Here is an 11,953-nt window from a genome sequence, read left to right on the forward strand (position 1 = left end):
AACTTCAGCAGGTTGTCGCTGGTGTCCAGGGCCCAGTAGGAGCCGTAGGCCCAGCCGAACGCGGTGCGCACGGTGTCCAGCGCGATCCGCAGCGCCTGCTCGGCGGTGCCGGCGGCACCGATCTCGGTGACGACGGTGGTGACGGCCTGCCGGTCGTCGAGGGTCTCCTGCAGCTGCGCGGTGGCCAGCGCGGCCCGGCGGGCGTTGTTCAGCAGCCGCTCCAGCGAGTGCCACTTCTCCCGCCGCGCCCCGAAGAACGGCAGCTCACCGGTCGTGTAGAACTCCTTGACCGCGACGACCGCGCCCTTCTCGGTGACCGGCAGGAACGCCCCCCGGCGCGCGCCACCGGCGGCGGCCGCCGCCCAGCGCGCGCAGGCCTGGCGGTCGGTCGTCGCGTCGCTGAGCACCGGCTCGCGCGACCGCAGCGCCATGCCGCCGAGCCCGGCGCCCGGGGTGAGCCGGTCGACGCCCGAGGCGCTCATCGCCCGCGCCATCGAGCCCCACTCCCCCGCCATCCGGAAGGAGCCGTCAGCGGCCGGCAGCCAGACGGCGCCGTAGTCGAGGCCGAGCTCCTGCACGAGGGTCCCGGTCATGATCCGGTGCGCCTCCACGTCGCTGGTGACGCCGCGGTCCAGCGCGTTGATCACCGCCTCGACGGCTTCGACGTCCCGCGGCATCTCCTCGGGCGGGAGGGCGGCGGTGGCGCGGTCACGGCGACGAGGCAAGGTGCGCTCCGGAGGAGGGGGACGGGTCGTTGACCGTCTTTCGGTCGCCGCGGCCGCCCGCTCCAGTCGAATCGTGCACAACCTGACCGCCCGGGTTGCGCGGCGTACGGCGTTCCAGGGGATACCGTGCCGGAAGTGACCACCCCACCGCCGAGCGTGGCCCTGGACGACCAGCTGTGCTTCGCCCTCTACGCCGCCTCCCGCGCCGTGACGGCCCGCTACCGGCCCGCCCTCGACGAGCTCGGCCTCACCTACCCCCAGTTCCTCGTGCTGATGGTGCTGTGGGAGGAGGACGGCCAGCCGGTGCACGTCATCTCCGAGCGGCTGCGGCTGGACACCGGCACGATGTCGCCGCTGCTCAAGCGGCTCGTCGCCGCGGGCCTGGTCACCAAGGAGCGCGGCACCACCGACGAGCGCCAGGTGTTCGTCCACCTGACCGAGGCCGGCCGCGCGCTGCGTCGGCCCGCGTGCTCGGTGTCGGAGATGATGATCGGCGCCCTGCAGCTCGACCAGCAGGAGTTCACCGACCTCAAGCAGCAGCTGCTCGCGATCACCGACCGGGTGGGCTGACCTCGCCACTGGAGATGCCGGTCCGCTGACCCGGAGTTATCGTTCGCTCACAGGCCGACGGCGGAGCGGGGGGTCGACGGGTGGCGCAGCCCAGTGGCGGGTCGACGACGGGCCGGCACCGGGGAGACCCGCCCGCCGATCCCGCGACCGGCAGCCGGCTGCACGCCCTCGCCGACCAGCCGCCCCGGCTGCTGCGCTGGGCGATGCTCGGTGCCGCCCTGGTCGTTCTGGTCACCGTGCCGGTGCTCAACCTCCCGGCCGATGCCCCGCCGGCGCCCACCGCGCGGTCCGAGCAGCTCACCACGAGCTCCGACAGCACCGCCCGCCCGGCGCGACCCTCCGCCGGCGCCTTCGGTGCCGGTGCACTGCCCGTGCCCGGTGACCCGGCCCTTCCCAGCGGCGACCCGGTGACCCCGGACGGCACCACCCCGGACGGCACGGCGCCGGCCGACCCCGCAGCTCCCCTGTCCCCGGGCGACACGGCCGCGGGCGCGCCGTCGGCCGGCGGGGCCCCGGCGGACGGCAGCGGGTCGGACAGCAGCGGGTCGGACAGCAGCGGGTCGGACGGCGGCGCTCCGGCGGGCGGCGCTCCGGCGGGCGCGGTCGGCTCCGGCGCGGCCGCCCTCGCGGTCCCGGGCCCCGCGGCGGGGACCCCGGCGAGCGGTGGGGCGTCGTCCGGGAGCCCGGGTAGCACGTCGTCGTCCGGCAGCGCGTCGTCCGGTGGGTCGTCGTCGGGCGGCTCGTCGTCCGGTGGGTCGTCGTCCGGTGGGTCGTCGTCCGGGGGGTCGTCGTCCGGGCGGCCGTGGACCGGCCGGCCGCCGTCCGGCGGGTCGGGTGGCGGGTCGGGTGGCGGGTCGGCGGGTGGGGCGTCGTCCGACGGCACCCCCACGCCCGCCCCCGCGGCCCAGCCCGCGACGTCCTCGCCCGCGCCCCGGCCGACGCCCACCCCGCAGCCGGACCCCACCCCGTCCGCCGGACCGGAGCGCGACTGCCTGGCCGGCGAGCTGCTCGACGACCTGCTCGGGATCTGCGTCGCGGTCTAGGTCGGCCGTCCGCTGCCCGCCGTGGCCCGCCCGTGGTGCAACGGGCCGGCGACCACGCGGGACACCACCGCACCGATCGCGGCGCCGAGCGCCCACCCGACCAGCACGTCGGTGAGCCAGTGCGCGCCGAGGTAGACCATGCACGCACCCACCGCGACGGTGCCGACGACGACCAGCACGCCGACCGCGCGCCGGACCCCACCGCCGCGCCGGAACCCGGCGAGCACCACCGGCACGGCGGCCGCGGCGGTCATCGCGGCGATGGACGACGGCATGGCCGTGCCGGTCGTCGGCAGCAGGGCGAGCGCCGCCGGGGGGCGCGGGCGCCCGACGAGCTCCTTGGCCACCTCGGCGACCGCGATCGCCACGGCGGCCGCGAGCGGCGCGGCCAGCGCGGACCGCCAGGCCCGGAACACCCAGCCGAACACCACGCACAGCACGGCGGCGGCCAGGTAGGCGGTGGTGCTCATGCCCAGCTCCGCGACGCGCAGGCTCACCGTGGTCACCCACCCCGTGCGGTGGTCGGCGATCGAGTCGAGCACCGCCTCGTCCAGGCCCATCCCGCGAGTATCGCGCTCCCTCCCGGGCCCGCGGGACCACCTCGGCCCCTGCTCGCCGCGGCGGCGCAGGGGATGGACGCGGCGACGCCGGCTCCCTAGGGTCCGACCCGCCCGCTGCAGGCAGGGCCCACCGAGAGACGGGACCGACGACATGCCCGAGACCGCCACCGCCCCGGCCTCCCGGCGGCGGCCCGGGCCCGGCACCGCGCACCGCGGCCGGCTCGTCTACGGGGTGACCGCGTCCCTGTCCGCCACGCTGCTGCGCGGGCAGCTCGGCTGGTTCCGCGAGCGCGGGTGGGACGTGCACCTGGTCATCTCCCCCGGCGCGCTCGCCGAGTCCGTCGCCGCCGGCGAGGGCGTGCACCTGCACCCGCTGCCGATGGAGCGGGGCACCAGCCTGCTCGGCGACGTCGTCGCCCTGTGGCGCTGGGCCCGGTTGCTCCGCCGGCTGCGGCCGGACGTGGTCAACCTGGCCACGCCCAAGGCGGCGCTGCTGGGCTCGGTGGCCGCCTGGGCGACGCGGGTCCCGGTGCGGGTCTACGAGATGTGGGGCCTGCGCCTGGAGGGCGCCCGCGGGCGCGCGCAGGCCGCCGTCCTCTGGGCGGTCGAGCGGCTCACCGTGCTGCTGGCCACCGACGTCGTCTGCGTCAGCGCCAGCCTCCGCGACGAGGCGGCGCGGCGCCGGCTGCTGGGCCGGCGCCCCCGCGCCGTCGTGCTCGGCCACGGCAGCAGCAACGGCGTCGACCCCGCCCGCTGGGACCCCGGCTTCGCGGCGGTCGACCGGGACGCCGTCCGCGCCGGGTGGGGCATCGCGCCCGGCGAGCTGGTCGTCGGCTTCGTCGGTCGGGTGTGCCGGGACAAGGGCGTGCAGGACCTGCTCGAGGCGTTCCGCTCGGTCGGCGACGAGCCGCTGCGGCTGGTGCTGGTCGGCCCGGTCGAGGACGACGAGCTCGGCGCCCGCGTCGCCGCGCTCGGCGACCGGGTGGTCCGGTTCGGCATGACCGACGACCTGTGCCCGGTCTACGTCGGCATCGACGTGCTGTGCCTGCCCACCCGCCGGGAAGGGCTGCCCAACGTCGTGCTCGAGGCGGCGCTCGCGCAGGTGCCCAGCATCACGACCACGGCCACCGGCGCCCGGGACTCCGTCGTCGACGGCCGCACCGGGTGGCTGGTCGACCCCGGTGACGTGCCGGCGCTGGTCCGCGTGCTGCGCTCCTGCGCCGCCGACCGCGAGCAGGTCCGGTCGCTGGGCCGGGCCGCGCGCGAGCGGGCGATCACCGACTTCCGCCCCGAGCTGGTCTGGTCGGACCTGGAGCGGGTCTGCCTGCACGACCCGGTGCCGACGTCCCTTTCCGACCCCGCGCCGACCGCCTAGCCTCCCCGGCATCCGCGGGACGTCGCACAGCGCGTCCGCACGGCCCGCCACGACGGGAGAGGTGACGATGGCCCTGGACGAACCGCCGGTCTGCGACGTCTACGGGGCGGGAGGTCACGCCCAGGTCGTCATCGACGTCCTCCGCACGCTCGGGTACACGGTGCGCCGGCAGTACAACGACCGGCCGGAGAACCAGCACCCCGCCAGCCGCGACGTGGCGCCGGGCATCCGGGTCACCGGCGTGGACGGCTTCCCGGCCAGCGACGTCCCCGTGGTGCTCGCGGTCGGCATCAACGGCGAGCGCGCGGAGCTCGCGGAGATGCTGCCGGTCCCCTTCCTCTCCGCCGTCCACCCGTCGGCGCTGGTCGCGGCCTCGGCCACCATCGGCGAGGGCACGGTCGTGCTGCACGGCGCGGTCGTGCAGCCCAACGCCCGCATCGGCCGGCACGTGCTGGTCAACACCGCCGCCAGCGTCGACCACGACTGCGTCGTCGAGGACTACGCCCACGTCAGCCCGCACGCCACGCTGTGCGGCCACGTGCGGATCGGCGAGGGGACGCACGTCGGCGCCGGCGCGGTCCTCATCCCGAAGGTGACCGTCGGCCGGTGGTGCCGCATCGGCGCCGGCGCGGTGGTGGTCCGCGACGTCCCCGACCACTGCACCGTCGTCGGCAACCCGGGCCGGGTGCTGCCCGACCGGCACGGCGAACCGGTGCCCGGCCGGTCACCGTCCCGCCGCGGCAACGCCACCCCCGCCGACCTGGTCGCCCGGTGACCGCCGTCGCCGCCGAGCCGGGCACCGGCCCGGTGACCGTCGCGCACGACCTGCTGTTCGTGGGGGCCGGCGCGTCGACCTCGTACGTGCTGCTCGAGCTGCTCGCCGGCCTCGGGGACCGGCCCCCGGCACGGCCGCTGCGGATCGCGGTGGTCGAGCGGGCACCCGACGCGTTCAGCGGCACTCCCTACGGCAGCCGGTCCGCGCGCACGTCGCTGCTGATCACCCCGCTGCGGGACTTCCTGCCCGACCCCGAGCGGAGCCGGTTCACCGGCTGGCTCGCCGCGAACAAGCACTGGGTCTTCGACGAGCACCGCGCCGCGGCGGGCCCGCTCGCCGCGCGCTGGTGGGACCGGCACCGCACCCAGGTCGAGCGCGACGAGTTCGACCCGCTGTACCTGCCCCGCTACACCTTCGGCGAGTACCTGCGGCAGCGCACCCGGGCGGCGATCGAGCAGGCCGCGGCCGCGGGCGTGGCCACGACGGACGTGCTGCAGGACGACGTCCGGGCCGTGGACGCCGTCCGCGGCGGCTACCGCGTGCGCTGCCGCGAGCGCACGCTCACCGCCCGCCGGGTCGTGCTGGCCGCCGGCTCCCCGCCGGTCGGCTCCCGGCTGCCGGCCCAGGACGAGCTGCCCGGCGCCGTGCTCGTCGACGACCCCTTCGACGACATGACCGCCGCGGTGCGGCGCATCGGCGCGGCCCTCGCCGCGCGGACCGCGCACGGGCCGGCGCACGTCGTCCTCATCGGCGGCAACGCCGGCACCATGGACATGCTCTACCAGCTCAACGACCTGGACCTGCCGGCCGCCCGCACCGCGCTGTTCACGGTGCTGTCGCCGGGCGGCCGGCTCCCCGAGCGCATCGACGACGGGCACGTGCCGGCGCCGTTCGCCGCCGACCGGCTGCAGGCGCTCACCACCGCGGCGGCCGTCGACGCCGTGACGGTGTACGAGGCCGCGCTCGCCGACATCGCCCGCGGCCGCCGGGCGGGCCTGACGACGACCGACACACTGCGGCCGGTCTCCGCGGCGGTCGGCGCCCTGCTGCCCCGTCTGGCCCCGGACCAGGCCGCCGAGTTCGCCGCCCGCTGGGGCACCGAGCTCGGCCGCCACCAGCGGCGCGCCGGCTGGGAGTACTGCGAGGTCACCGAGCAGCTGGCCATCGAGGGGCGGCTGCGGCTCGTCCCGGCCGCCTACGTCGGCGTCCGGGCCGACGCCGACGGCACGGTGCACGTGCAGTGCGAGCAGGCCGGCCGGGCCGAGGAGCTGACCCCGGCCGCCGACGTGGTCGTCAACTGCGGCGGCCCGGCTCGGCCCGTGCCGCTGGCGGCCGCACCGCTGCTGGACCAGCTCGTCACCGACGGCGTCTGCCGGCCGACCGCTGCCGGTGCGGGCGTCGCCGTCGACGACGCGCTCGCGGCCGCACCCGGCCTGCACGTGATGGGACCCCTGCTGGCGGGCAACGTCGTCAAGGGCTCGCCGGTCTGGCACATGGAGCACTGCGGCCGGATCAGCACCTACGGCACGGCACTCGGCGCCGACCTCGCCCGCAGCCTCTCCACCGGCGGCCGCTGACCGCCGCTCACGGTCCGTGACCGGGCTCACACTGCCGACGACGACAGGCCGGGACCCCTCCCCCGCGGTGGAACCGGCGCGACCCGGAACCGGTCCGCGCGCACCCCCCGTGCCACTACGTTCAGCGCCCGGACAGGCAGCGACCAGGCCTGGCGCGGGACTTCCTGGGGGGCCCGTCATCACGACGAGGGGAAGGTGGACGCAGGGGTGAGCAACCTTCGCCGGCACCGTCTGCTGGTCCTCGCCGCGGTGGTGCTGGGGGTGGTAGCCGCCGCCCTGCTGACCTCGCTGACCCCGCGCAGCTACAGCTCCTCGACCAAGCTGTTCGTCACCGCCGCCCGGGGCACCGACCCGGCCGCGGCCTACGAGGGCAACCTCTTCACCCAGCAGCGGGTCACCTCCTACGTGCAGATCCTCACCAACCAGCAGCTGGCGCAGGCGGTCGTCGACGAGCTGGCGCTGCCGATGACCGCCGCGGAGCTGGCCGGCGAGGTCACCGCCAGCGCGACGACCGGCACGGTCGTGCTCGACGTGTCGGTCACCGACGGCGACGCCCGGCGGGCGCAGCGGATCGCCGCCGCGCTGGGCCGGCAGTTCACCTCGCGGGTGACCGCGCTCGAGCAGCCCGACGGCGCAGCCACCTCCGCGGTGACGGTGCGCACGCTGCAGCCGGCGACCTACGACGCGACCCCGGTCGGGCCCGACCTCGTCGGCAACCTGTGGCGCGGCGGCGCGGTCGGCCTGGTGCTCGGCCTGCTCCTCGCCGTGGCGCGCGGCAAGCTCGACCGCTGGGTGCGCACCGACGCGCAGGTCCGGGAGGCCGCAGGGGTCGGGCTGCTGGGGCGGGTCCACGACGACCGGGGCCTGGGCCGCGCGCACGTCGTCACCGCGCTGCCCGCCCGGTCGCCGTCCGTCGACGACCTCCGCGCGATCGCCGCGGCGCTGCTGACCGACGACGCCGTCCGGCGTCAGGTGGTGCTCGTCGCCGGCTGCCTGCCCGGTGACGGCGCCTCGACCGTCGCGGTGAACGTGGCGCTGTCCCTGGCCCGGCTGGGCAACCGCGTGCTGGTGGTCGACGCCGACCTCCGCCGCCCGCGGGCCGCCCGCTCGCTCGGGGTCGCCGACGGTCCCGGGCTGACCGAGGTGCTGGCCGGCACGCTCCCGGTGGAACAGGCGGTGCGCGGGGGCGGCGGCGGGCTGCTGTCGGTGCTCCCCGCCGGCACGCTGCACCCCAACCCGGGCGACCTGCTCGGCTCGCCGGTGATGCGCGTGCTGGTCGAGGAGCTGCGCGCCTCCTACGACGTGGTCGTCATCGACGCCCCGCCGGTGCTGCCGCTCGTGGACGCCGCGCTGATGGGCAGCGCCCTCGCCGACGGGTGCGTGCTCGTCGTCCGGCACGGCCGGACCAGCCGCCGGCAGCTGGCCGAGGCGGCGGACCGGCTCACGGCCGTGCACGCGCCGCTGCTCGGCGTGGTGCTCGACCGGGTGCCCCGGGGCGAGGCGCTGACGGCGGCCGGCGGCCGCGCCTACCGGCCCGACGCCGCCCGCGCCGGTGCGCCGCTGGCGCGGGCCGTCGGTGCCGCCGCGCCGGCCGGCGGCACCCCGACGACCGGAGGGAGCGGGGCCGCCGAGCAGGCGCCCCGGCAGACATGACTGCTCGCAGGCACGACGTGAGAGGTGCAGCGTGAGATCAGTGGACCGCAACGCCCGGTGGCGGGTCATCCGTGCGATGACGCTCGCCGTCGACCTGCTCTCCCTGCTGGCCGGGCTCCTGCTGGCGACGGTGGCGCGGTACGAGGGGTCGCTGGACCGGTCGAACGTGACCGGCGTCCTCGTCGGGGTGGCGATCGCCGCGGCCACCTACGCGATGGTCGCCACCGCGCTGCGGCTGCACCACGGCCGGTACGCCGTCGGCAGCAGCGACGAGCTGCGCGCGCTGGCCGTCGCCGTGGGCACCAGCGCGCTGGGGGTGCTCGTCGTGGACGCGGCGGCCGGGGCGCCCCGGCTGCTGCCGCTCAGCGTGCCGCCGGTGGCCGCCACGCTCTCGTTCGTCCTGATGATGACCTTCCGGCTGACGCTCCGCTTCCAGCGGGAGGGCGCGCTGCGTCCCCGCACCGGCCGCCGGACGCTGGTCTTCGGCGCCGGCACCGCCGGCGAGCAGCTGATCCGCTCCATGCTCGCCGACCCGCACGGCCAGTACCTGCCGGTCGGCCTGCTGGACGACGACCCGGCCAAGCGCCACCTGCGCATCCGCGGGGTGCGCATGCTGGGCACCCGCGAGGGGGTTGCCGCCGCGGCCGCCGCGGCCGGGGCCGACGTGCTGGTCATCGCGGTGCCCACGGCGGAGGCGGCGCTGGTCCGCGACCTCTCCCAGCGTGCCGTCGCGGCAGGGCTGGTCGTGCAGGTGCTGCCGTCGGTGTCGGACCTGCTGAGCCACCGGGTCGGCATCCGCGACGTCCGCGACATCAACGTCGCCGACCTGCTCGGCCGCCGGCAGATCGACACGAACGTGGGCGAGATCGCCGGCTACCTGACCGGCAAGCGGGTGCTGGTCACCGGTGCCGGCGGGTCGATCGGCTCGGAGCTGTGCCGGCAGATCGCCACCTTCTCCCCCGCCGAGCTGCTGATGCTCGACCGGGACGAGTCGGCCCTGCACGCCCTCCAGCTGAGCCTCTACGGCGAGGCGAAGCTCGACGAGCCCGCAGCCATCCTCGCCGACGTGCGCGACGCCGAGGCGCTCGGTGCGGTCTTCGCCCAGCGCCGCCCCGAGGTGGTGTTCCACGCCGCCGCGCTCAAGCACGTCAACATGCTCCAGCAGTACCCCGCCGAGGGCTGGAAGACCAACGTGCTGGGCAGCCGGAACGTGCTGGCGGCGGCGACCGCGGTCGGCGTCACCCACTTCATCAACGTCTCCACCGACAAGGCCGCCGACCCGGTCAACGTGCTCGGCGAGACCAAGCGGATGGCCGAGCGGGTCACCGCCACCTATGCGGCCCGCGCGGGCGGGCGCTACCTGTCGGTGCGCTTCGGCAACGTGCTGGGCAGCCGCGGCTCGGTGCTGGAGACCTTCGCCGCCCAGATCGCCCGCGGCGGGCCGGTCACCGTCACCGACCGCGAGGTGACCCGCTACTTCATGACGATCGCCGAGGCGGTGCAGCTGGTCATCCAGGCCGGCGCGATCGGCCGCTGCGGCGAGGCGCTGGTGCTGGACATGGGCACGCCGGTGCGCATCGCCGACGTCGCCAGCCAGCTGATCGCCATGGAGGGCCGGCACATCGAGATCAGGTACACCGGTCTGAAGCCCGGCGAGAAGCTGCACGAGGACCTCTTCGGCGCAGGCGAGACCGAGACCCGGTCGCTGCACCCGATGATCAGCCACGTACCCGTGCCGCCGTTGGAGACCGACGAGCTGCGCCGGCTCGACCTGGGCCGGGCCGCGACGGCCACCCCGCCCGCCGTGCCCAGCCCGGCCGGCGAGCAGACCTGGTCGGGCAACGTCGTCGCCGAGCAGCGCACCGCGGTGACCTCGTGACCGCCCCGCGGGTGCTCCTCTCCGGCCCCGACGTCGGCGACACCGAGGAGAAGTGGGTCGTCGAGGCCGTCCGCTCGGGCTGGATCGCCCCGCTCGGCCCGATGGTCGACATGTTCGAGGAGCGGATCGCCGAGCGCTGCGGCCGAGCGCACGGCGTCGCGCTCGCATCCGGGACGGCGGCGCTGCACCTGGCCCTGCTGGAGCTCGGCGCCGGCCCCGGGACGGCGGTGGTCGTGCCGACGCTCACCTTCGCCGCGACCGCCAACGCCGTGGTCTACACCGGCGCCGAGCCGGTGTTCGTCGACTGCGACGCGGAATCCGGCACCCTCGACCCGGACCTGCTGGAGCAGGCGCTCGCCGACCTCGCGGCCGAGGGCACCCGGGTCGCCGCCGTCGTCCCGGTCGACCTGCTCGGCCGCTGCGCCGACTACACCCGGCTGGACGCGGTGTGCGAGCGCTCCGGCGTGCCGGTGCTCTCCGACGCCGCCGAGGGCCTGGGCGCCACCCACGCCGACCGCCCGGCCGGCTCCTTCGGGGTGGCCGCCGCGCTGTCCTTCAACGGCAACAAGATCATGACGACCAGCGGCGGTGGGATGCTGCTCACCGACCGGGCCGACCTCGCCGAGCGCGCCCGGTACCTGAGCACCCAGGCCCGCCAGCCGGCGGCGCACTACGAGCACACCGAGATCGGCTACAACTACCGGCTGAGCAACGTGCTGGCCGCCCTCGGCCTGGGCCAGCTCGAGCGCCTCGACGAGATGATCGGCCGCCGCCGGGCGCTGCGGGAGCGCTACGCGCAGCTGTTCGCCGGCGTCCCCGGGGTGCGGCTGTTCCAGCGGGACGGCGACGAGGCCGACAACTGCTGGCTCACCGCGGTGCTCGTCGACCCGGGCGACGCCGGCTGGACCGCGGAGGAGCTGCGGCTGGCGCTCGACCGCGCGGGGATCGAGTCCCGCCCGCTGTGGAAGCCGATGCACCTGCAGCCGGTGTTCGCCGGCGCCCGCACCCACCTCGACGGCGCGGCGGAGCGGCTGTTCGCCACCGGGCTGACGCTGCCGAGCGGATCGGCGCTGACCGCGGAGCAGGTCGACCGCGTGCTCGACGCCGTCCGGGCCTTCCTGGCCAGCCGGTGAGGTCCGGGGTCCGCCGGCGCGGCTACCTGCGGGTGAAACGGCTGGCCGACGTCGTGGTGTCCGGCACCGTGCTGGCCGCCACGTCGCCGGTGATCGCCGCCGTGGCCCTCGCCGTCCGCTGGCGGCTGGGATCACCGGTGCTCTTCCGCCAGCAGCGGCCCGGTCTCGGCGGTGCTCCCTTCCAGCTGGTCAAGTTCCGCACCATGCGGGTGCTCGGCCCCGCCGACGGGCTCGCCAACGACGCCGAACGCACCACGCCGTTCGGGCTGTGGCTGCGCAGCACCAGCCTGGACGAGCTGCCGAGCCTGTGGAACGTGCTGCGCGGCGACATGAGCCTGGTCGGGCCCCGCCCGCTGCTCATGGAGTACCTCGACCGCTACAGCCCGGAGCAGTTCCGGCGGCACGAGGTGCGGCCGGGGATCACCGGGCTGGCGCAGGTCAGCGGGCGCAACCTGCTGGGCTGGGACGCCCGGTTCGCGGCGGACGTCGCGTACGTGGACCGGGTCGGGCCCGTCCTGGACGCGCGGATCCTGCTGACCACCCTCGTCCGCGTGCTCCGGCGCGAGGGGGTGTCCGCGCCCGGCGAGGCGAACATGACCCCCTTCCTCGGCAGCGGACCGCCGCCCCGGGACGCCGCCCTGGACCGCACCGCCTGACCGCCCG

Annotated in this window: 11 protein-coding genes; 9 read left to right on the top strand and 2 right to left on the bottom strand. The window is 76.5% G+C overall.

The annotated features are described in order from the left end of the window. A partial coding sequence (locus AB0J00_RS13685) for a GAF domain-containing protein (protein WP_357745195.1) occupies window positions 1-725 on the bottom strand: 725 nt, incomplete at its 3' end. Window positions 726-860: 135 nt separating this feature from the next. Between AB0J00_RS13685 and AB0J00_RS13690 the strand changes: the two genes are divergently transcribed. Both AB0J00_RS13690 and AB0J00_RS13695 read left to right on the top strand, forming a co-directional pair. Continuing rightward, a complete protein-coding gene (locus AB0J00_RS13690) occupies window positions 861-1,295 on the top strand; it encodes a MarR family transcriptional regulator (RefSeq protein ID WP_357745198.1) in 435 nt (144 codons plus the stop codon). An 80-nt stretch (window positions 1,296-1,375) separates the two neighbouring features. Further along, window positions 1,376-2,338 carry a hypothetical protein gene (locus AB0J00_RS13695; protein WP_357745201.1) on the top strand — a complete coding sequence of 321 codons (963 nt, stop codon included), beginning with the start codon at window positions 1,376-1,378 and terminating at the stop codon, window positions 2,336-2,338. Here AB0J00_RS13695 and AB0J00_RS13700 read toward each other — a convergent pair. Continuing rightward, entirely contained in the window at window positions 2,335-2,898 is a 564-nt protein-coding gene (locus tag AB0J00_RS13700; protein WP_357745203.1) for a phosphatase PAP2 family protein, read from the bottom strand. The two genes, AB0J00_RS13695 and AB0J00_RS13700, sit on opposite strands and share 4 nt — an antisense overlap. Before the next feature lie 151 nt (window positions 2,899-3,049). On the opposite strand from AB0J00_RS13700, the gene AB0J00_RS13705 reads away from it, so the two are divergent. The 7 genes from AB0J00_RS13705 (at window position 3,050) to AB0J00_RS13735 (ending at window position 11,946) form a co-directional block, all read left to right on the top strand. Then, the gene (locus tag AB0J00_RS13705; protein WP_357745205.1) at window positions 3,050-4,273 is read left to right on the top strand and encodes a glycosyltransferase; all 1,224 of its coding nucleotides are present in this window, start codon (window positions 3,050-3,052) and stop codon (window positions 4,271-4,273) included. Window positions 4,274-4,340: 67 nt separating this feature from the next. Continuing rightward, window positions 4,341-5,048, top strand: a complete 708-nt coding sequence (locus tag AB0J00_RS13710; protein WP_357745207.1) for an acetyltransferase — start codon at window positions 4,341-4,343, stop codon at window positions 5,046-5,048. Beyond that, a complete protein-coding gene (locus AB0J00_RS13715; RefSeq protein ID WP_357745210.1) occupies window positions 5,045-6,625 on the top strand; it encodes an FAD/NAD(P)-binding protein in 1,581 nt (526 codons plus the stop codon). The genes AB0J00_RS13710 and AB0J00_RS13715 overlap by 4 nt, the downstream gene beginning before the upstream one ends. A 207-nt stretch (window positions 6,626-6,832) precedes the next feature. Next, complete coding sequence (locus AB0J00_RS13720) at window positions 6,833-8,278, top strand: polysaccharide biosynthesis tyrosine autokinase (RefSeq protein WP_357745212.1); 1,446 nt, start codon at window positions 6,833-6,835, stop codon at window positions 8,276-8,278. Between the two features lie 31 nt (window positions 8,279-8,309). Beyond that, window positions 8,310-10,157 (top strand): nucleoside-diphosphate sugar epimerase/dehydratase, encoded by a 1,848-nt coding sequence (locus tag AB0J00_RS13725; RefSeq protein ID WP_357745214.1) that lies wholly within the window; start codon window positions 8,310-8,312, stop codon window positions 10,155-10,157. Next, window positions 10,154-11,290 carry an aminotransferase class I/II-fold pyridoxal phosphate-dependent enzyme gene (locus AB0J00_RS13730; protein WP_357745217.1) on the top strand — a complete coding sequence of 379 codons (1,137 nt, stop codon included), beginning with the start codon at window positions 10,154-10,156 and terminating at the stop codon, window positions 11,288-11,290. The genes AB0J00_RS13725 and AB0J00_RS13730 overlap by 4 nt, the downstream gene beginning before the upstream one ends. Next, window positions 11,287-11,946, top strand: coding sequence for a sugar transferase (locus AB0J00_RS13735; protein WP_357745220.1), 660 nt, complete (start codon window positions 11,287-11,289; stop codon window positions 11,944-11,946). Before AB0J00_RS13730 ends, AB0J00_RS13735 begins: the two co-directional genes overlap by 4 nt. Window positions 11,947-11,953: the final 7 nt, after the last annotated feature.

Origin of the sequence: Modestobacter sp. NPDC049651 (assembly GCF_040659695.1) — a bacterium.
Lineage (GTDB): Bacteria > Actinomycetota > Actinomycetes > Mycobacteriales > Geodermatophilaceae > Modestobacter.